Consider the following 19,685-nt stretch of genomic DNA (forward strand, 5'->3'; position numbering starts at 1 on the left):
ATGTAGTGGTCAGTGCATCATCAACGGTGACTGATCCCTCTCTAAGTCGCTTAGCGGTTGTCCGATTTCACGGGCCAGGGCGATGCCTGTCGAAATCCATATCTGCCCCAGTTCGTTGAACGCTTTCAGGTGATCAGGATTTTCGTTGAGCCAATGAACAAGGCTGTCGAAGTGTTCGGGGTTATCCGGGCAATTATGGATCTTGATGAACAGCTCCAGTGTTCGATCCCAGATCTGATCCATGACGTTCTCGCTCTTCTCTTCCATGCTCAACCGTTCCTCAGCTTGGCCCTATCAGACCGCTCATTCTCACTGACCACCTCGGACTCTGATTCCTGGAGGAATAGAAGCCACGTCGCATTACACAGCGATTTCAGCCAATATAACAACCTTACAAGTCGATACTCAACCGTTAAGGATGTTCATGTCAACGGGTCTTTGCTCAACCATTCGGGTTGAACTGGAGAACTCATCACTTGGCACATAAACATCCAACCCAAGCCCAAATCGGGCGCATGATCGCGAAGCACCGCAGCGAGCGTAATCTGACTCAGGAAGAGGTGGCTGAACGTTTGGGGATCGGCAGCGAAGCTGTATCGCGTCTAGAGCGAGGTGTGGTGGAGCTTTCCGTGGTCAAGCTGATGCAACTGGCGGATATTTTCGACTGCCGGATGGATGAACTGCTGACGGAATCGAGTAATCGCGCCAATGACCAGGGCCAGATGATCGCGGGTCTGCTGAGTGGACTGAAAGAAAGCGACCGTGCCTTTATCTTGGCAACCGTCGAACAATTAGTCGCTCATCTCGCCAACAAGTAAGTTCATTCACTCGCATCCGATACCGGGGTCTTTGAGGCGGCGCACTCTGCCTTGACGTCGTCCCACCCGCTCTGCTGTAGTGCCTCAGGATCATCGCCAACGGCGACCCAAGACCGATTCGCTCCGGGCAGCTCGGTCAGACTCTTAGAGTTCGGAGCCTTCTCCTCTGCGGGATTTCGTTCCCGTTTTGTGCTCGACCTGATCGTGGTGGCGGATGACCAGTGTTGCCTCTACAAGGCAACAGCGGTCATCCGCCTCGGCGATCGTATTCAGCCCCGGGGCCCGCCGGGGAAACACTGGGCACCCTTTGTACGCGGATGCGTGCCAGCATGTTCCGACCCAAGCCACGACAAGGGTCGGTTGGTGAATCAAGGCGCAGTTAAACCAAGCTTTGCGAGGAGCTTTTCGACTGCGTATGACCGTCAAAGGTGGCTTTTCTATTCCTCGCCTGGTGACCCACCAGGCCAGCTCTTCTTTTTCTCCTTCCAGTGACTGCCACCGTATTCCGGCCATAAAAAATCGGGTTGCAGCGTCTTGACGCTCCCCTGTGACAGGCTTATACAAAGGGCATGGTTCGCTGTCGTTGACAGCCCAGCCCAGGTAGCTTGAACCTTCAAGGCTACGCCACGTTCGTGGTGGTTTACCCAAGTGCGATCAGCGTTCGGAAGCTCGCGCGGTTACCGCTTCAGCGGTAATGAATGCTCACTACTCCATGCCTGCGGATCACCACCGCAGACGATCCTCTGCTGCAAAACTATTCCCCAAGACGCATCGTTCTGATCGTCATCGGCTTGCCGGTGGCGAGTCGTTCATTGCTCACCTGCACCTTATCCACCCCTGACGGGGGCTCACTTCCCCGTCGGGGGATGTGCGTCGCCGTTTTCCCTTGAAACAGGAGAACCACCATGGCCCACGCCAACCAATCCCAAGAAGCGACCACTTACTTCAACCTGCACACCGTCGGTATCGGTTACCTCAACCGTGTTCGTGAAGTACAAGTCCGCCGCGGCCAGCCATTCATGGCCTGCGATATTGCAGCCCTGCACGGTGCCACCGATGCGGTGGAGTACACCCGCTTCGACTGCAAAGTCGCTGGGGGTGAAGCTGAACGCTTGATTCGTTTCTATATGGACGCCGTCAACGCCGAGAAAAAGGTCTTGTTGTCGTTTCGTATCGGCGACCTGTGGATCGATCCATTTCTCTACGAGAAAGGCGAGAAACAAGGCCAACCGGGCGCCAGTCTGAAAGGTCGTTTGCTGTTCATCGACTGGATCAAGGTCAACGGCACGTTCGAATACAAAGCGCCCGCCAGGCAGGAAGCAAGAGCACCTGCTGAGCAAGTGCCAAACAGTGAGTCATCCGCACCATCGGCTGATGCCGAAGCTGAGGATATCGGAAACCCAATAGAGGCTCGGGTTGAACCTGAATCTCCACCCACACCCCGCACGGCCCGCAGTGATGCCACCCGTACCGTTCAGTCCGACTGAACAGTCCACGATGTTCCTCATCAAGGCGCTCCCCCGAGCGCCTTTTCTTCAATCGGCACAGGAGAACCAACATGGAATCCTTCTGGCTTTGCGACGACTGCCTGTTCGCTGCGGCTTACGAGGACTACAGCTCGTTATCGCTCTACTACACGACGGATGAAATTGAGAAACGCATCGCCGGCATCCATCGTGGGCTGGTTCGGTTGATGCCTATCAGTGCCGACTTCGATCCCGAAGCCGGCTGGGGAACAAGCGCCTTTTCTCCATTGCCCTGTGACGGTTGTGGTTCACATCTACACGGTCAACGCCACCGATTCACTCGGCTGTAAACAGCGCGTCATCGGCTAACGCCCACGACTCCACACCCACCTTGGGGATACCACTCCCCTCGGGCGTGTACCCCTGATTGCTCCCTTCGGAGGTACCGCCATGAGCACCCAACTCACACTGATTGAGACCTCGGATTTCGAGGCTGATCGCATTGTCCAAGAAAACCAGCTGATCGACGAAGCGCTGCATATTCTGGATCGTCGGCTGTTCGCCCGCGGCCCTATCCTGACGTCGCCTGACACTGTGGCCTCATACCTATGCGCAACAAGAGCATGAAGTCTTCGGTGTGATCTTTCTCGATGCCAGGCACCGGGTGCTGGCATTCGAAGTCCTCTTTCACGGCAGCATTGATGGCGCCAGCGTTTACCCCCGCCAAGTCGTTAAGCGTTCCCTCGCGCATAACGCTGCGGCCACCATTTTTGTTCACAACCACCCCTCAGGGTGTACGGAACCCAGCCAGGCGGATCGCGTCTTGACTGCACGGCTGAAGGAGGCCTTGGCCTTGATCGAAGTGCGTGTACTGGATCACTTCATCGTGGGTGAAGGTCGTCCTCTCTCCCTTGCCGAACATGGCTGGCTTTAACCCTCACAGGCGTCTTCGGGCGCCTTGTTCATTTTCATCCTGGAGAACCCTCATGAACCTCACACACCAGGCCCCAGCCCTACTGGTGGCCTCAAATCCATTTGCTCGCGGTTACGACAACCTGCATATCGAACGGCTGCTACTGATCACCTACGAAAACGACTGCCCTCCCTGCTTTCGACCCGTGCACGACTCACAGGCCCATCTGCCCGACGATGAACTGCAACTGTTCCCCTGCCTGTTCAATGACGATTTCGCCTTGATCAGCGAAGGTCAATCTATTCCTGAAGAGTTGGATGAACGCTGCCAGTCCACCGGACTGGTGCGCCAAGTGATCTACGCCGTGATGGGCGAGATGTTCAACGAGCAGCATCACGTCGGCGATCTGTACTCCCTGGAAGAAGCCCAAGCCATGGTCCATCACTTGCGCTTCGAAACGGGACACTACAGTCGAGCCTGGGAGATCAGTACCGCACACCTTCCTGAAGCAGCAATGTTCTACCTGGGAGGGTGGGTCAGTCACTCCGCTCCGAGGCAAACCGGCCTTTTGTTCGAACTTTTCGCGTTGCCGGATTGCTGCGGCATCGGTTGCAAGCTGATCGGCACACCATGGACGGACGAGAACTTGCTGAACATTGAGGGCAAACGTTATTCAAGCTTGAGACAAGAGCAACTCGACGCCGGCACACCGGAAGCCCTGGTCACGGTGTTATACCTGGCGGCGTTGGCGGATGTGCGATTGTTGATCTTCGACCCCGACGCCACCGTCTTGGAGGGACTCGCCATTTTTGATGAGTAACAACGCGCTCCGCTTTAACACGACCCGCCTTGAATCAACTTTCTCACTGAGTCGCTCCTTCACCTCATGTCAGGTTCTGCACTGAATCTGACACGAGGTTTTTTCCATGGAGCGTTTTCTCCCGCCTGTCTGCCTGCTGGGTTTGTTGAGCGCCTGCACCGCGCAAATCCCCACCCCATTGCCGACTCATCCAGAAATCGGCAGTGGCTCCAATCGGGCCCAGCACTCGAGGGGCACAACCGAAGAAAGCCGTCCGGCAGAACTTCGTTATGGCCGCTACACGCTGCTCAGCACCGAGCCCACGACGGAACAACGCGATCTTCTAGCCCAAATCATTGAAGTAAACATCCCGTCCAGCCTGAGCCCTTCGGTGCAGGATGCGTTGCAGTACGTACTGCAGCGCTCGGGCTATTCGCTCTGTCCCGATAGCGCGTCGGTGAAGGTGCTTTTTACCCGGCCCTTGCCGGCGGCCCATTACCGGCTTGGTCCAATCCCTTTGCGCAGCGCGCTACAAGTGCTGGCTGGCCCCGCCTGGCAACTTACGACCGATGAAGTCGGCCGTTCGGTCTGCTTCGAACAACAGAAGGCTGATGTCGGCAGCGTGCTGATCACACCAGGCTCGTCCCATCAATCGGAGGCACGTTCATGAAGGCCTCGACGTTTCAAACCCTCATTGTCGGGCTACTTTGCCTTACGGCCGCCGGTCTGTGCGGTGGTATGTATAACCAGTATCAGCGCGTGGCCGAGCTACAGCGTACGAACACCCAATACCGACAAACCCTGGACACCCTGCAACGTGATTCAAGCGCCCTCAAGGACGCCCAGGAGAAGCTTCAGTACGCGCTGAAAGACCTGAAGCAGATGGTCGATACTGGTGAGCAACAGGCCAATACCCTCGATCCGATGTTGGATCAGTGGGCGCAAGAGATACAGGAACTGCGCGACGGTCTGGCAGCCCGCGCCACCGTTGCAGACCTGACAGCGCTACGCGCACGCCTTGAGCAGGTCGAGCAGCAACTCCTGGACCTCAGGACAAAGCCATTCCCTCCCCCGCCGACGCCTTCTGCGACCAAACCGAAAAAGACCGCTCGCCCCAAACCCACCCCGCTTTCGCCACCGTTCTCGGTGTTGGGAGTCGAGTTCCGCGGGGGGGAGCGCTTTCTGGCGGTCGCACCCCATGACAGTCGCTCGCTCATGGATGTCCGGCTGCTACATAGCGGTGAGCAGCTCGGGGCCTGGCACCTAAAAGTGCTGGAGCCGAACTCAGCCGTCTTCGCGGTGACCGCTCAGCCAGATCAGACCGTGCACCTCCCTTGAGAAGCGATCATGAACAGAACGCTACTGCCCACCGTTGTCTGTCTCGCTTCGCTACTGGCCATGGGCGCTGCGGTGGGCAACCCCGTCGCGACACAGTCACGGATCCAGGACACGCAGTCTGCTCCGCTGGGGCGCTCTGACTCTGAACAGGCGGCGAGCTGGGGTCTGACGGAGCAGGAGTGGACGCGCTTCGAACAGATCCAAGCCGGCCCGCGCGGTTTCTGGAGCCCGAACCTCGATCCGTTGACCGCACTCGGGGTCGAAGCCCAGACCGACCAAGAGCGCCAGCGTTATGCCGAATTGCAGGTAGCGCTGGAAGCCAAACGCGCCGAGCGCGAGTTGGCTTACCAAAACGCTTACACCGCGGCCTGGGCCAAGCTGTTTCCCGGGCTGCTGCCGATCCAGGGCATGGCGTCCCCGCCCCCTGCCAGCTCATCGGTCATGCCGCGCCAGGCCTTGTTTGTGGAGGACCACTGTCCAGCGTGCACCGCCGAAGCGCAACGTATGCAAAACAGCGATACGGCGTTCGATATCTACCTGGTGGGCAGCCAAGGCGAGGATGAGCGCGTTCGTGGCTGGGCTCGGCAAGCAGACATCGATCCGGCCAAGGTTCAACGCCAGCAGATCACCCTGAACCATGACCGTGGTCGCTGGTTCAGCCTGGGTGCCCCGGGGCCATTGCCTGCCACATTTCAACAGGTGAGTGGACAATGGCAACGCCTCAACTGAGTGGTATTGCGCTGATGTTGGCCATGCTGGCGGCTCAGGCCGAGGAGCTTCCGCCCCCAGCCTACCAACTGGCGGCGCATAACGCCGACATCCCTTCTACGGTGCTGTTCGCGATTGCCCTGCAGGAGAGCGGTATCCGCGTTCGTGGTCGACTGCTGCCCTGGCCCTGGACCCTGAACATCGCCGGAACACCCTACCGCTTCGCCACTCGCCCGGCTGCCTGTCACGCCTTGCTCCAGGCGCTCGCTCAGTATGACGCCAAGCGGGTCGACGCCGGACTTGGGCAAACCAACCTGGGCTACCACGGACGACGTTTTTCCAGTCCCTGCGATGCCCTCGACCCCTACCGAAATCTCGCCGTGACCGCCGGGCTGCTGCAGGAGCATCACACCGCCACCGGTGACTGGGTGTCAGCTGCCGGCCGCTATCACCGCCCGGCAGGAGGAACGCCGGCCGCGCGTTACCGCGCCGGATTTTCCCGGCAACTCGAACGACTGCTAATTGCCTTCAAACAGGACACACCACCATGAAGCGAATGCCCCTTACCTGCTACTTCATCCTGCTCTTGGCACCTTTCGCCCGGCCGGAGCTGACCGTAGCCGGGGATCAGCCTAGCGACTTCACCCGCCCCCATTTTCAGGTTGCCAGGCCGCTAATAAACAACAAGATCCAGCCTGATCGGGCTATGCATGCGGGCCTGTCCACGTCTGCCAATGAAGACTGGATATTGCCGGTCCGCAGTTCTCGGCTGAGCCCCGGCCAGATCACACCCCGCGCCCTCAACATGCCTGGCTTGAGGCCATTTTTCCTGGTCGGTGACGATCCCCAGTCGCTGACTTGGCTGCGTCAACGCGCTGCTGAACTGCAGGAAATGGGCGCGGCTGGTCTCGCCGTCGAAGTGGCCGACAATGAAGCCCTGGCCCGGATTCGAGCAGCCGCTCCGAGCATCTCCATCCTGCCGGTCAACGGCAACGACATCGCCACCCGCCTGCAGATTGAGCACTATCCCGTCTTGATCACTGCCACCTCACTGGAACAGTGAGTCCAGGTGATGGCCGAGCATGCGATGGAGTCCAAGCTCCGGCCAGCGGTGGAGCTGTACACCGTAGCGATCTGCATCGCTGCCGCGGTGTTGTGCGTGTACTCGCCCTGGGCTGTGGCCCTATCACCCGAGATCGGTCTGGTTGCAGCACTGGCCTATGCCCTGTTCGGCCTTATCCGGCTGCAACAAGCCTGGGAGGTGCTGCGTTATCGGCGCAATATCCGTCGGCTGCCGCGCTACGGGCTGACCAGTCGGCAGATTCCGGTCAGCCGCAAGCGTCTGTTCATGGGCCGAGGCTTTCGCTGGACCCGTCTGCACACCCAGCGTTTGGTTGAGACCCAGGATCCGGCGGTCGCCCACTATGTCGAGCAACCGACCCGTTACCGTCTGGCCCGAGGACTCGAACGCCGCCTAGAACATGCACCGTTTCCGTTCTCGACACTGGCCCGTGCCACCGCCTGGGACAGTGCCTTCAATCCGTTGCGCCCTTTGCCCCCAGTCGGTGGCTCGCCGCTGTTGCATGGGGTCGAGCCCAACGAAACGGAAGTCAGTCTGCCGCTGGGCGAACGGGTCGGACACACCCTGGTGCTGGGCACTACCCGTGTCGGCAAGACGCGACTCGCCGAGGTGTACATCACCCAGGACATTCACCGCGTCGAACATGAAGTGGTGATCGTCTTCGATCCTAAGGGCGATGCCGACTTGCTCAAGCGCATGTACGTCGAAGCCAAACGCGCCGGTCGGGAAAAGGAATTCTATGTGTTCCATCTGGGCTGGCCGGAGATCTCCGCTCGCTACAACGCCGTGGGGCGTTTCGGACGCATCTCGGAAGTGGCGTCACGCATCGCCGGGCAGCTCAGTGGCGAAGGCAACTCGGCGGCCTTTCGTGAGTTCGCCTGGCGCTTCGTCAACATCATTGCCCGCGCCCTGATCGAGCTGGGCCGGCGTCCGGACTACCTGCAAATCCAGCGACATGTGGTCAATATCGACGCACTGTTCATCGAATACGCCCAGCAGTTTTTCGCCAAGACTGATCCGAAAGCGTGGGAAGTGATCGTCCAGCTTGAAGGCAGGCTCACCGAGAAAAACATTCCCCGGCATATGGTAGGACGCGAAAAGCGGGTGGTGGCCATCGAACAGTACCTGGCGGCCAAACGGGTATTTGATCCGGTGCTGGACGGACTGCGTTCGGCGGTGCGTTACGACCGTACTTACTTCGACAAGATTGTCGCCTCGCTGCTACCGCTGCTGGAGAAACTCACCACCGGCAAGACCGCCCAGTTACTGGCCCCCAATTACACCGACCTGGATGACCCGCGGCCGATCTTCGACTGGATGCAGATCATCCGAAAACGCGGCATCGTCTACGTCGGTCTGGATGCGCTGACCGACGCCGAGGTGGCCGCCGCTGTGGGCAACTCCATGTTCGCCGACTTGGTCTCGGTCGCGGGCCACATCTACAAACATGGCATTGACCATGGCCTGCCCCCATCGGGTAACAACAGTGACAAGTTGCCGATTAATCTGCACGCTGATGAATTCAACGAGTTGATGGGTGATGAATTCATCCCGCTGATCAACAAGGGCGGCGGTGCCGGTATCCAGGTAACTGCCTACACCCAGACCCTCAGCGATATCGAAGCACGTATCGGCAACCGCGCCAAAGCTGGCCAGGTTATTGGCAACTTCAATACCCTGCAGATGCTGCGGGTGCGCGAAACCGCCACCGCTGAACTGCTCACTCAGCAATTGCCCAAGGTCAACGTGCTGACCAAGACCCTGGTGTCGGGTGCCACCGACACCTCCGATCCGGAAGCCAATACGGACTTCACTTCGTCCTCACAGGACCGCGTCAGCAGCACCAGCGTGCCGTTGATCGAGCCAGCCCACATCGTCAGTTTACCCAAAGGGCAAATGTTCTCCTTCCAAGCCGGTGGCCAGCTCTGGAAAGTCCGCATGCCGTTGCCAAAACCCTCCAACGACGATGCCATGCCCAAGGACCTGCAGGAGCTCACCCAGCGAATGCGGACCACCTACAACGAGCAAGCGGGGCAATGGTGGAACGCAAGCGGTGGCGGCCCAACAACAAACTTCGATCTGGATCAGGTGGGGTAGTCCGTACCCGCGACAGGTTTCGATTCAGCAGAAAACGATCCAGAAGGCGTTGTGACGACATCAACTTTGCAGCGCGCAATGGAGTGAACAATGGCGACTTCAGCCCAGAACATGCCGCCACAACGGATCCAGCGCCCAGGATTAATCGTCTCGGCGATCAGCCTAATGCTGCGCATCATCGGCTTGCTGATTGCATCGTTGCTGTTCTCGATCCTCATCGAGTTCGCGGGCCTGCTGCTCTTCTGGGGTGATCAGGGCTGGCGGCATAGTCACGCCATGCTAACCAGTGAATTAAGTTGGCTCAGCGAGCACTTCAAATCTTCACTGCTCATCCAACAGCCTGGACCAACGATAGTCCAGAGGCTGGATCTCCTCAATCAGTGGTTGTTGGTCAAGACCGGCTTTGCGGACTTTGCCCAGCAGGCGCGGGTATCGAGCCAGGGCGATGGGTTCTGGGCGTGGATCAACCAGTTTTACGTGAGCATTGAGGATTTCGTGCTGGCGGCGGTGAATGTGACCTTTACCTTCGTGGTGCGCCTGACCATTCTGGTCCTGGCCACACCCTTGTTTCTGCTGGCCTCTCTCACCGGTTTTGTCGATGGCTTGATGCGTCGCGACCTGCGCAAATTTGGTGCTGGACGAGAGAGTAGCTTCGTCTATCACCGCGCTAAACGGGCAGTGATACCGCTATTGCTTGTGCCCTGGATCATTTACCTATCCCTGCCCTTTTCGCTCAATCCTATGGTCGTATTTTTGCCTTGTGCTGTAATGCTTGGCATCACAGTAGCAATGACGGCAACTACATTTAAGAAATATCTCTGACTCGGAAAAATTATATTTTCCCTTTATATATCCCTTGGTATCAGGATCGTTATTCAGCGACTGCAGAACTGACACAGCGCACGTGTTGACCTGCCCGTATTCGACTTCGGCTCCCCACTTCGAGCAGAGCGGTGAATGAAAGGCAAACTTTCACAGTCTGGGGATATGCCTCAAGATTAGTGCAGAAGTGGGACCAAGATTCGCATTCGGGACTCAGCATCCTCACCAACAAAAAAGGGCCCTTGCAGAGCCCTAGTAGTCAAACCGTTCTTACTGAGTACGCCACGACTCGACAACGTCCGCGCCAAACTCGATTTTCCATTCTTTCAACTGCCGATGGTTACCTCCCTTGGTTTCGATCAGCTCACCAGAGTTCGGATTTTTGTAAATTTTTACATCGCGAGCTTTACGGGCTGCCTTTACAGGTGCTGCTATTGGTGCCGAGGTACGACGGCCAGCCTCTGGATCCAGGATGCTAATGATGTTCTTCAAGCTGAAGCCGTACTCGCCAAGTAACGCCCGCAATTTGCTCTCAAATTCCATTTCTTTTTTCAGGCCGGAATCACTTTTCATCGACTCAAGCTCTGCGAGCTGTTCGGCCAGCTGCTGCTCAAGCTTACGAAATTCAGCCAAACGAGACATATGAAACTTCCTTCAGGTTAGAGTAATGAGGAATGAACATTCCAATGCTAAGCGATGATTAGCTCTTCGTCACCCATGCTGCCTCAAGCATGAGCTAATCCACTCATTGCCGCCTGAACAACACATTATTATTGGGCTAGGAGAGCTGTCTGAGCTTTCTTTTTCGCCGAATCGATTGCTGATGTATGTGTGAGTAAACCTATTCGGCGCTCCCAAAAAAAGCGATACATTCCACCTCGCGTTTAATACTGAATAATTCGACCCCTGACTTGATTCTGCTCCCAGATCCATATGAGCCAGCATCATGCCAACTACCGTACCTCGCTGCTTACTGCTCTCACTGGCTATCGTTGATGGCAGCAGCTATGCCGCGTCTGCCCATGAACAAGATCAGTTCAGTCTGATTTTGCAACAACTCGACACTATCGAACGCCTTGTGACACGAGCTAAGACAGCCAGCACAGCTGAATCAGTCGAGCGCTATCGCTTCGACTATCCACGACTGACCCAGGACATTCAGCGCATCCGTCACGGAGTACAGGGCTACCTGTCCCCTTCCCGCGCTCAACCCCGCGATCCCAGTGAATTGGTCGGTGATTACCTCCTCGACACTCCGCTCGCGGAGCCTTCGCCATGAGCATGACTGACGCCCAAACCTCAGCGTTCCAAAACGCCTCCGGTTTCTCACCGCAGAGCAGTTCGACGCTCTGGCTATCCCTGGTTCTCGTTCTGGCTTTGCTTTGGTGCGCCTGGGTGATGTGGACGGCTTACCGGGGATGGGCGACAGGCAGTGTGCGCTTCGGCGCGTTTGGCGGCAGCGCCGCGCGCGTGTTGCTCGCATTGTTGGTCCTGATGTTCTTCACCCTGTCCTAACCCAGGAGATCGCCATCATGCTCAAGTGCCTTATCCCCCTAAAAAACAACCTGCGTGATCGTGCCAGTCAGCGCCTGATCGGTCTGCTGTTGGTACTAGGTCCAAGCCTGGCTTTTGCCGAACTCCCAACCATGGAAGCGCCTTCACGTGGTGAAGGTTCCGGGTTGATCGAGACGATCAAAAACTACGCCTACGACGGCGGTATCCTGCTCGGCTTGCTGATCGCCCTGCTCGCTTTCTTGGGTGTGGCGTGGCATTCCCTGACCGTGTATGCCGACGTGCAGAACCAGCGCAAGACCTGGAAAGACCTCGGCGCCGTGGTTGGCATCGGCGCCCTACTGGTGGTGATCATCATCTGGTTTCTGACCAAGGCCGCCGCGATTTTGTGAGGTTGGCATGAACGACACTATCGAACGCCTTGCCGACGGCACCTTGGTCTTTCTGCCGGAGCGACTCAATCGTGATCCTGCCGTATTGCGTGGTTTGACCAATGATGAGATGTGGGTAGCGCTCGGTGTCGGCGCACTCGTCGGCCTGCTGCTGGGCGTTCCTCTGGCGATCGCCACCGCTTCCATTGCCGTGGCACCGACCAGCATGATCGCGGGTATGGCGATGGTGCTATTCGCCGGTGGCACGCTACTGCGCCGGGCCAAACGAGCCCGCCCCGAGACCTGGTTGTACCGCAAGCTTGAATGGATACTCGCCAGCCGTTGGCGCCTGGGGCGCGGAAGTTTGATTCTGCACTCCGGCGCCTGGACGGTTCGCCGTTCGCGTCGACTGCGCCCTGCCCTGTCCCGGTGGCAGCGATGAGCCGATTTCGGAACAAGGTGGATGCCCAGCAGGCCCATATCTTCAGTCTGCGCCTGGCGGTAATGATCCTGACCCTGCTCTGTGCCGGACTCTGGTACGGCTGGCGCTCGGCACCGACCGATCTGACCGTGCATGTCCCCCCGGATCTGCGCTCGGGCAGCACGCGCAAGTGGTGGGATATCCCCTCAGAGAATGTCTATGCCTTTGCCCTGTACATCTTTGGCCAACTCAACCGCTGGCCCTCGGATGGCGAGCAGGATTATCGCCGCGCCATCTATGGCTTGCAGTCCTACCTGACACCCTCCTGCAAGGCGTTCCTCGATGGCGACTACGAGTACCGCAAGGCCGCCGGCGAACTGCGCCAGCGGGTGCGTGGCGTGTACGAAATTCTGGGCCGAGGCTACAGCGAAGATCCGGAACTCAGGGTCAAGCAACTCGATCGCGACAGCTGGCTGGTCAAGCTCGACCTCAATGCCGATGAATATTACGCCGCCGAACCGGTGAAACGGGTGGTGGTGCGATATCCATTGCGCGTGGTGCGTTTTGACCTGGATCCCGAGCGTAATAAGTGGGGGCTGGCACTCGATTGTTATCAGGGCACTCCGCAAAAAATCTCCCTGCCTGGAGGTGAGCCATGAAGCGGATTTCTACCCTAGGACTCGCCGTCGCACTGACCACATGGGGGGTTGCAGCGCAGGCCGTTGAGCTGATGCACTGGGAACGCCTCCCCCTCGCGGTCCCGCTGGTAATCAATCAGGAACGGGTGGTCTTTGTCGATGAGAATGTCCGAGTCGGCGTGCCCTCAACCCTGACAGGTAAGCTGCGCGTACAATCAACTGGCGGTACGCTGTACCTGCGCGCATCGGAAACCATTGCACCAACCCGCCTGCAACTGCAATCGGTCGCGACGGGCGAGATCATCCTGCTGGATGTCGCGGCCACTCCTGGCGATCAACCGCTGGAGCCCGTGCGTATTCTCAAGAATGCTCAGGAGCAAGCTGCCGAAGATGAATCGAGCACCGTCCCTGTTCCAGAACGTACACCGATCCCGGTCGCTTTGACGCGATACGCCGCGCAAAGCCTGTACGCGCCGCTGCGCACCGTGGAGTCCCTGCCCGGTGTACGCCGCGTCCCGCTCAAGCTACGCACCGAACTACCGACCCTGCTGCCCACCGAAAACGTGTCCAGCACGCCCATCGCAGCCTGGCGACTCGGTGATTGCTGGGTGACGGCAGTGAAGTTGCGCAATCTTGGTCCAGCGACGGTGCAACTCGATCCGCGTCGGCTTCAGGCCAAGCTGTTTGCCGCGGCCTTCCAGCATGCTTTCCTCGGGCCTGTCGGCAGCGCTGAAGACACCACGATTGCCTACCTCGTCACCCGCGGTGCCGGCCTCGAACACGCCGTGTTGCTTCCGCCCGTTGCGCGAGGTTCTGGCAATGAAGGCTAACGCATTGCTCAAATGGCTGGTACCGGCTGCGCTGCTGGCCGTGGTGTTGATCATCCTAAAAAGCTGGGTCGCGGGTGGCAGCACGCCCTCTCCAGAGAACCCAGTTGATCAGGGCAACATTCAGTTATCCACCGAGCAAGCTAAGTCGCTCGGCATTGCTGGCGATACCCCACGCGATACAGTCGCCACCCTGGTCGGACAGGTGAAGGCCATGCGCAGCGACATGCTCGGCCTGAAAAAACACAACGATTCGCTGCAGACGGAAAACAACCGCCTGCGCGAGCGGGAAAACAGTGTCGATTCGCGTATCCAGACCGCGCTTGGCAGCGTAACCCAGCAGGTCGACGAAGGCCGCCGCCAAGCCAACGAGGCCCGACTCAAAGCAGAACAAGACAGTCGTCAGGCTCGCGGTCTGCTGACGCAATTGCAGAACCAGTTGTCGGGGCTGACCGGCAAAAGCACGGACATGCCGATCGGATTGGGGCTTGAGCCCGGCGACGGCGCTCAGTTCGAAGGGCGACACTCTGCCAATGATGCGCTGCAGTGGATTGAACCCTCGGATGCTCCGTCCACCGGCGCTAGAGGCAAAACCAAGACTTCCTCCGCACAGAGTCTGCCTACCGCTTTCAACTCTCTGGAAGGCTTGAAAGAGAACGCGATTGATCGCAGCCAGAAACAGCTACGTGCAGTTACCAAGGGTGAGCGCGACCTGACGCGATCCGTTGATCGTACCGAAGGCGCGAAGCCGGTCTACACGATCCCCGAAAACGCCACGCTGATGGGCTCGGTCGCCATGACTGCGCTGATTGGCCGAGTCCCGGTGGACGGCACAGTGAATGACCCCTATCCCTTCAAGGTGCTGGTCGGTCCGGAGAACCTGACGGCCAACGGCATCGACCTGCCGGACGTCGCGGGAGCCGTGATGAGCGGCACGGCGTCCGGTGACTGGACCCTGTCTTGCGTACGCGGACAGGTCGAGTCGATCACCTTTGTGTTTACCGATGGCACCATCCGCACGGTGCCTCCGCCGAAGGCGGTAGCCAGCCGCAATGCCTCCACCACCCAGAGCTCAAACACCGACAAGATCCGCGGTGGACTCGGTTACCTGTCCGATCCGTATGGCATTCCTTGCATTGCTGGCGAGCGCCGCTCGAACGCCCAGCAGTATCTCGGCAGCCAGAGCCTGATCACTGCGGCCGGCGCGGGTGTCGCTGCCTTGCTCGGGAATGAGCAAAACAACAGCAGCGTGATCAGTTCGGGCGGCAGTACGCTCGGGGTCACTAGTAGCACGGGTAACAGCGCGCTGAATTCAATCCTCAGTGGTGGGGTCAGCGACATCCGCGAGTGGGTGAACAAGCTGTATGGCGAGGCTTTTGCTGCCGTGTACGTGCCACCGGCCGCACAGGTCGCGCTGCACCTCGACCATGAGATCACCATCGACTACGAGCCCAAGGGCCGGAGCGTTCGCCATGAAAAAGACCATGCCTCCCTGCCTGATCTGGATTAGCTTGCTTTGCTTAGTCCTGGCGGGGTGTTCCACCGACAAGGAGACGCTGCTGCCCCATGGCGAGCAAACCATGCTGGACATCTGGAACGGCGCCGGCTCACAAGGCACTCAGCAGCAACTGCTGGATGCTCGGCAACAGTTACGCCGTCCCCTGGACCAGGCAGATTTCTCCGCCCCTCTCCAGGAACCGTACACGCGCACAGCGACGAACGAGATCCGTAACCTGTTCCCTCGCCTGCCCAATCCCGATCTGGTGCTGTACGTGTATCCGCACCTGAGCGGTACCGAGCAGGCACCGGTCCCGGGCTACTCGACCGTTTTTCCATTTTACCAGCGTGTGCAGTACGCATTGCCGGGTGAACGTCAGGAAGACTTGTAGTGCGTACCGGCGATTCGAAGAACCGTACTCCTGCGTGGAAAGCTTGGCGCAATCCATTGCGCCCTCGCGCCACCTTGGCTAATGAAGCCGCACTGTACGCGCACAACCCCAGCTTCACCGATCACCTGCCTTGGGTCGAATACCTCGACACCGAACAGTGTTTTCTGCTCGATGACAATCGCTCGGTGGGTGCGGTGTTCGAGTTACTGCCCATCGGCACTGAAGGGCGCGAACCCGATTGGTTGATGGCTGCCCGCGATGCCCTTGAGGATGCCCTGCAGGATAGCTTTGACGAGCTGGATCAAGCGCCTTGGGTGGCGCAGTTTTTCTGTCAGGACGACAACGACTTCATCCCCTACCTGACCCGGCTCACCGATTATATTCAGGACAGCGCGCGAGGCACGGTCTTCACCGAGACGTATTTGGAACTCAGCCGCCGTCATCTGAAGGCCATCGCCAAGCCGGGAGGTCTGTTCGAGGACAAGGCAGTCACGCGCCTGCCCTGGCGTGGCAACAACCGACGGGGGCGCCTGGTGGTCTATCGCTGGCTTGAGTCTAACGCTGAGGAGACAGGACTCACTCCGGTGCAATCCCTGCAACAGGCTTGCGAACGTATTGCGGCTTCGTTGCAGGCATGCGGCGTGCAATCGGCACGAGTCGATGGCCGCGGTTTGTATGCCTGGTTATTGCCCTGGTTCAATCCGACGCCCAGGCTCATCAATGAAGCACCCGAGGATTTCTACCAACGCGTGGCCTATCCGGAGTCAGGTGATGGCGAGTCGCTGGAACTGCCCTTCGATCATGACTTTGCCGAACGGCTATTCTTCAACGAACCGCGTTCGGATGTGCAGCACGGGGTCTGGTTTTTCGACGATCAGCCCCACCGGGTGATTGTGGTGGACAAGCTGCGCCGGGCTCCCTTGATTGGTCAACTCACCGGAGAAACCCGCAAGGGTGACGCAGTGAATGCCCTGTTCGACCAGTTACCCGAAGGCACGGTGATGAGTCTGACCTTGGTGGTCAAACCGCAGGATGTACTTGAAGATCAGTTGAACCGCCTGGCGCGCAAAGCCATCGGTGAAAACCTGGCCTCGACCCAAACCCGCCAAGATGTTGAAGAGGCTCGTGCAATCATCGGTCGCCAGCACAAGCTGTACCGAGGAACCCTGGCGTTCTACGTGCGCGGTCACGATGAACAGCAATTGCACCAACACTCGGTCAGCCTGGCCAACGCGCTGCTGGGTGCGGGGCTGCAACCGATACGCGAAGGCGATGAGGTCGCCGCCTGCAACAGCTACCTGCGTTGGTTGCCGATGGCTTACAACCCGGCCCGCGACACGCGCAACTGGTACACCCGCCTGATGTTTGCCCAGCACCTGGCGAATCTGGTTCCGGTCTGGGGCCGCAGCACCGGCACCGGCCACCTGGGCATCACCCTGTTCAATCGTGGTGGCTCGCCGTTAAGTTTTGATCCGTTGTCACGCCTAGACCGGGCCATGAACGGCCATCTGCTGTTGTTCGGCCCCACCGGCGCCGGTAAGTCGGCCACCCTGGTCACCCTACTGATGCAGATTATGGCGGTGTACCGTCCGCGGCTGTTTATCGTCGAGGCGGGCAACTCATTCGGTTTGCAAGGCGATTACTTCGCGACACAAGGCCTATCGGTCAACAAGGTCCAATTGAAACCTGGCGCCTCGGTCAGTCTTGCGCCCTTCGCCGATGCCTACCGCCTAGTCGAGCAACCGGATCAGGTGGCGAGTCTGTCGATCGATGAGTGGGACGATGAGACGGTAGCAAGTCGCGAAGACCAACGCGATGTTCTTGGCGAATTGGAAATCACCGCTCGACTGATGATCACCGGTGGCGAGGCCAAGGAAGAAGCACGCCTGAGCCGAGCCGATCGCAGTCTGATTCGCGAGTGCATCCTGGATGCGGCACAGACCTGTGTCGCGTCGGGTCGTCAGGTGCTGACCCGCGACGTGCGCAACGCCTTGCTGCACGTTGCCGCCGACCCGCACTTACCGGAAAAGCGCCGCGAGCGCGCCCAGGAAATGGGCGAGTCCATCGACCTGTTTTGCCAAGGTTTCGAGGGCGAACTGTTCGATCGCGAGGGCACGTCTTGGCCCGAGAGCGATGTGACCATTGTCGACCTGGCCACTTACGCTCGCGAAGGCTACGAGGCACAGATGTCCATCAGCTACATCAGCCTGATGAACACCGTGAACAACCTCGCCGAGCGCGATCAGTATTTGGGTCGGCCGATCATCATGGTCACCGACGAGGGCCATATCATCACCAAGAACCCGCTGCTGGCGCCATTCGTGGTCAAGGGGACCAAGATGTGGCGCAAGCTCGGCGCTTGGTTCTGGCTCGCCACGCAAAACCTTGCCGATTTTCCCACGGCTGCGCAGACCATGCTCAACATGATCGAATGGTGGATTTGTTTGAACATGCCGCCCGCGGAAATCGAAGAGATCGCTCGCTTCAAGAAGCTCACACCGGCGCAAAAAGCCCTGTTGCTCTCAGCCAATAAAGAACCGGGCAAATACACTGAAGGAGTGGTGCTGTCGAAGAAACTCGAAACATTGTTTCGAGCCGTGCCGCCCAGTCTTTACCTCGCCCTGGCCATGACGGAGCCCGAGGAAAAAGCCGAGCGCTGGGCACTGATGCAAGAGGACGGCTGTTCAGAGTTGGAAGCGGCTTACCGGGTAGCTGAACAGATCGATAGAACACGAGGAATAGAACCCGCTTAGGAAAGTCAATTCAGTCCCCCTACCGTCCTCGCATCTTGACTGGACAATGAAACGTAGCGCATCGTGCAACCAGGAGTGGCACTTGGCCACTCACTTAGCGCGACAATGAGCCGCGTTACAACCGTATCCCCCCACAATCCATGATGATATTTTTGGTTTTAGCAATCCTTCTGCGCGCCCCGGTGATCGTTGGCCTGTAGGAGATAGGCACTCTCGTCTAAATAGGCTGTGCGAATTTCAGTAGCCTTGGTCCGGCAGAGAGTCTTAAATTGAAATTCATGCTAGGCGGGATTCCAAGCACTCCGCATCAACTCTACCGTTAGGCACCGCCATCCACTATGTCCTCAACCATCACACCTGACCTAATCAAATCAGTCGCACAAATTGCAGCACCGGCAGGAATAGCTATTGGAGCGTCTCTCTGCATTGGCCGTGACATCATTGCTAAGATCATCTTTCCGAACCTTACAAAGAAACAAAACTTTCGGATCATCATGTTCATGGCGTTCACTTTTTGGACCGTTGCGCTTTCAGGCATGGCAATCTGGGCATACGTCTCAATTGCAAACTCTAGCGCCCAGCCACCAGTCCCAATCGCCTACCCTCCATTATCAATGGAGGTGCTGAAGAATCTCACCTACAGAATCGACGACGATTTCATTACGTTGCAGGATGGAAAGCGTGAGTTTGCTCCTGACACCGGACGTGAACTGCCCGACAAGGACATAGCAGTCTATTTAGTAGACCATGCGTTTGGCGACTTTGATGGCGATGGTAACAGTGACGCAATCGCTGTACTGCAGGCATCAGATGGAGGGAGCGGGATTTACTACTATCTTGCTACTGTTTTTAACGACAGAGGAACCGCAAAATCGTATGGGAAAGCGTATGTCTTGGGAGACCGGCTAGAAATTCGTAGCGTGTCTATTCAGGGTGAGAAGATCATCGTGCAACTCATGATGCACACCGATAATGACGGCTTATGTTGTCCAACGCAGTTCCGAACTCTCGAGTTTGTGCTGAAAGAACGCAAACTCCAATGCACAACAGAGCCGTGTTCCGAAATATGAAAATAGCTCCCATTGATGATGAGCACCTGAGATCAAAAATTGAAGTAAACACCATCACTTTCAGCGACAGCATCAGGAAGGTGTGCTGCCCGGATAGTTACTGAACGGCCGCCATGGATCCATTTTCAATGACAGCATGGCTCGATTGCTGTCTTACAAAGA

At 58.1% G+C, this 19,685-nt stretch carries 24 protein-coding genes and 1 pseudogene; 23 read left to right on the plus strand and 2 right to left on the minus strand.

The genetic code is table 11. From position 1 onward, the window contains the following. Positions 1-9: 9 nt before the first annotated feature. Positions 10-267 (minus strand): hypothetical protein, encoded by a 258-nt coding sequence (locus tag J3D54_RS26310; RefSeq protein ID WP_253424723.1) that lies wholly within the window; start codon positions 265-267, stop codon positions 10-12. Between the two features lie 209 nt (positions 268-476). Here J3D54_RS26310 and J3D54_RS26315 point away from each other — a divergent pair, with 209 nt between their 5' ends. The 13 genes and pseudogenes from J3D54_RS26315 to J3D54_RS26375 all read left to right on the plus strand — a co-directional run bounded on the left by J3D54_RS26315 (position 477) and on the right by J3D54_RS26375 (position 10,042). Further along, positions 477-818, plus strand: coding sequence for a helix-turn-helix domain-containing protein (locus J3D54_RS26315; protein ID WP_253424726.1), 342 nt, complete (start codon positions 477-479; stop codon positions 816-818). A gap of 905 nt (positions 819-1,723) precedes the next feature. Further along, positions 1,724-2,305 carry an STY4534 family ICE replication protein gene (locus J3D54_RS26320; protein WP_253424730.1) on the plus strand — a complete coding sequence of 194 codons (582 nt, stop codon included), beginning with the start codon at positions 1,724-1,726 and terminating at the stop codon, positions 2,303-2,305. A 71-nt stretch (positions 2,306-2,376) separates the two neighbouring features. Then, positions 2,377-2,634, plus strand: coding sequence for a hypothetical protein (locus J3D54_RS26325; RefSeq protein ID WP_253424733.1), 258 nt, complete (start codon positions 2,377-2,379; stop codon positions 2,632-2,634). Positions 2,635-2,734: 100 nt separating this feature from the next. Beyond that, positions 2,735-2,911, plus strand: a complete 177-nt coding sequence (locus J3D54_RS26330; protein ID WP_253424736.1) for a hypothetical protein — start codon at positions 2,735-2,737, stop codon at positions 2,909-2,911. Further along, a pseudogene (locus J3D54_RS26335) lies at positions 2,901-3,218 on the plus strand (JAB domain-containing protein); the annotation flags it as partial. The gene J3D54_RS26330 and the pseudogene J3D54_RS26335, both read left to right, overlap by 11 nt. A gap of 52 nt (positions 3,219-3,270) precedes the next feature. Next, complete coding sequence (locus J3D54_RS26340; RefSeq protein WP_253424740.1) at positions 3,271-4,017, plus strand: ABC transporter substrate-binding protein; 747 nt, start codon at positions 3,271-3,273, stop codon at positions 4,015-4,017. Between the two features lie 106 nt (positions 4,018-4,123). Beyond that, a complete protein-coding gene (locus tag J3D54_RS26345; RefSeq protein WP_253424744.1) occupies positions 4,124-4,666 on the plus strand; it encodes a PilL N-terminal domain-containing protein in 543 nt (180 codons plus the stop codon). Beyond that, the gene (locus J3D54_RS26350; protein WP_253424747.1) at positions 4,663-5,334 is read left to right on the plus strand and encodes a chemotaxis protein; all 672 of its coding nucleotides are present in this window, start codon (positions 4,663-4,665) and stop codon (positions 5,332-5,334) included. Before J3D54_RS26345 ends, J3D54_RS26350 begins: the two co-directional genes overlap by 4 nt. A 9-nt stretch (positions 5,335-5,343) precedes the next feature. After that, on the plus strand, positions 5,344-6,063 hold the full coding sequence (locus J3D54_RS26355; protein WP_253424750.1) for a TIGR03759 family integrating conjugative element protein: 720 nt from the start codon (positions 5,344-5,346) through the stop codon (positions 6,061-6,063). Next, positions 6,045-6,593, plus strand: a complete 549-nt coding sequence (locus J3D54_RS26360; protein WP_253424753.1) for a lytic transglycosylase — start codon at positions 6,045-6,047, stop codon at positions 6,591-6,593. The genes J3D54_RS26355 and J3D54_RS26360 overlap by 19 nt, the downstream gene beginning before the upstream one ends. Continuing rightward, positions 6,590-7,105, plus strand: coding sequence for an integrating conjugative element protein (locus J3D54_RS26365; protein ID WP_253424757.1), 516 nt, complete (start codon positions 6,590-6,592; stop codon positions 7,103-7,105). The genes J3D54_RS26360 and J3D54_RS26365 overlap by 4 nt, the downstream gene beginning before the upstream one ends. 9 nt (positions 7,106-7,114) lie before the next feature. Then, positions 7,115-9,220 (plus strand): type IV conjugative transfer system coupling protein TraD, encoded by a 2,106-nt coding sequence (traD, locus tag J3D54_RS26370; RefSeq protein WP_253424759.1) that lies wholly within the window; start codon positions 7,115-7,117, stop codon positions 9,218-9,220. Positions 9,221-9,310: 90 nt separating this feature from the next. Next, on the plus strand, positions 9,311-10,042 hold the full coding sequence (locus J3D54_RS26375; RefSeq protein ID WP_253424762.1) for a TIGR03747 family integrating conjugative element membrane protein: 732 nt from the start codon (positions 9,311-9,313) through the stop codon (positions 10,040-10,042). Positions 10,043-10,312: 270 nt separating this feature from the next. On the opposite strand, the gene J3D54_RS26380 is transcribed toward J3D54_RS26375, so the two are convergent. After that, positions 10,313-10,684 carry a histone-like nucleoid-structuring protein, MvaT/MvaU family gene (locus tag J3D54_RS26380; RefSeq protein ID WP_253424766.1) on the minus strand — a complete coding sequence of 124 codons (372 nt, stop codon included), beginning with the start codon at positions 10,682-10,684 and terminating at the stop codon, positions 10,313-10,315. A 304-nt stretch (positions 10,685-10,988) separates the two neighbouring features. Between J3D54_RS26380 and J3D54_RS26385 the strand changes: the two genes are divergently transcribed. The 10 genes from J3D54_RS26385 to J3D54_RS26430 all read left to right on the plus strand — a co-directional run bounded on the left by J3D54_RS26385 (position 10,989) and on the right by J3D54_RS26430 (position 19,523). Then, positions 10,989-11,321 (plus strand): RAQPRD family integrative conjugative element protein, encoded by a 333-nt coding sequence (locus J3D54_RS26385; RefSeq protein WP_253424770.1) that lies wholly within the window; start codon positions 10,989-10,991, stop codon positions 11,319-11,321. Next, complete coding sequence (locus J3D54_RS26390; protein ID WP_012723194.1) at positions 11,318-11,557, plus strand: TIGR03758 family integrating conjugative element protein; 240 nt, start codon at positions 11,318-11,320, stop codon at positions 11,555-11,557. Before J3D54_RS26385 ends, J3D54_RS26390 begins: the two co-directional genes overlap by 4 nt. A gap of 17 nt (positions 11,558-11,574) precedes the next feature. Further along, positions 11,575-11,946 (plus strand): TIGR03745 family integrating conjugative element membrane protein, encoded by a 372-nt coding sequence (locus J3D54_RS26395; RefSeq protein WP_095973829.1) that lies wholly within the window; start codon positions 11,575-11,577, stop codon positions 11,944-11,946. 7 nt (positions 11,947-11,953) lie between these two features. Beyond that, positions 11,954-12,367 (plus strand): TIGR03750 family conjugal transfer protein, encoded by a 414-nt coding sequence (locus J3D54_RS26400; RefSeq protein ID WP_253424773.1) that lies wholly within the window; start codon positions 11,954-11,956, stop codon positions 12,365-12,367. Continuing rightward, entirely contained in the window at positions 12,364-13,005 is a 642-nt protein-coding gene (locus J3D54_RS26405) for a PFL_4703 family integrating conjugative element protein (RefSeq protein ID WP_253424777.1), read from the plus strand. The genes J3D54_RS26400 and J3D54_RS26405 overlap by 4 nt, the downstream gene beginning before the upstream one ends. Beyond that, a complete protein-coding gene (locus J3D54_RS26410; RefSeq protein ID WP_253424780.1) occupies positions 13,002-13,814 on the plus strand; it encodes a TIGR03749 family integrating conjugative element protein in 813 nt (270 codons plus the stop codon). Before J3D54_RS26405 ends, J3D54_RS26410 begins: the two co-directional genes overlap by 4 nt. Further along, positions 13,804-15,321 carry a TIGR03752 family integrating conjugative element protein gene (locus J3D54_RS26415; protein ID WP_253424784.1) on the plus strand — a complete coding sequence of 506 codons (1,518 nt, stop codon included), beginning with the start codon at positions 13,804-13,806 and terminating at the stop codon, positions 15,319-15,321. Before J3D54_RS26410 ends, J3D54_RS26415 begins: the two co-directional genes overlap by 11 nt. Beyond that, positions 15,284-15,700 carry a TIGR03751 family conjugal transfer lipoprotein gene (locus J3D54_RS26420; RefSeq protein WP_253424787.1) on the plus strand — a complete coding sequence of 139 codons (417 nt, stop codon included), beginning with the start codon at positions 15,284-15,286 and terminating at the stop codon, positions 15,698-15,700. Before J3D54_RS26415 ends, J3D54_RS26420 begins: the two co-directional genes overlap by 38 nt. Continuing rightward, positions 15,700-18,453 (plus strand): conjugative transfer ATPase, encoded by a 2,754-nt coding sequence (locus J3D54_RS26425; protein WP_253424790.1) that lies wholly within the window; start codon positions 15,700-15,702, stop codon positions 18,451-18,453. The genes J3D54_RS26420 and J3D54_RS26425 overlap by 1 nt, the downstream gene beginning before the upstream one ends. Before the next feature lie 338 nt (positions 18,454-18,791). Then, positions 18,792-19,523: a hypothetical protein gene (locus J3D54_RS26430; RefSeq protein ID WP_253424792.1), complete on the plus strand. Its 732-nt coding sequence runs from the start codon at positions 18,792-18,794 to the stop codon at positions 19,521-19,523. Positions 19,524-19,685: the final 162 nt, after the last annotated feature.

Origin of the sequence: Pseudomonas sp. GGS8 (genome assembly GCF_024168645.1) — a bacterium.
Taxonomy (GTDB): domain Bacteria; phylum Pseudomonadota; class Gammaproteobacteria; order Pseudomonadales; family Pseudomonadaceae; genus Aquipseudomonas.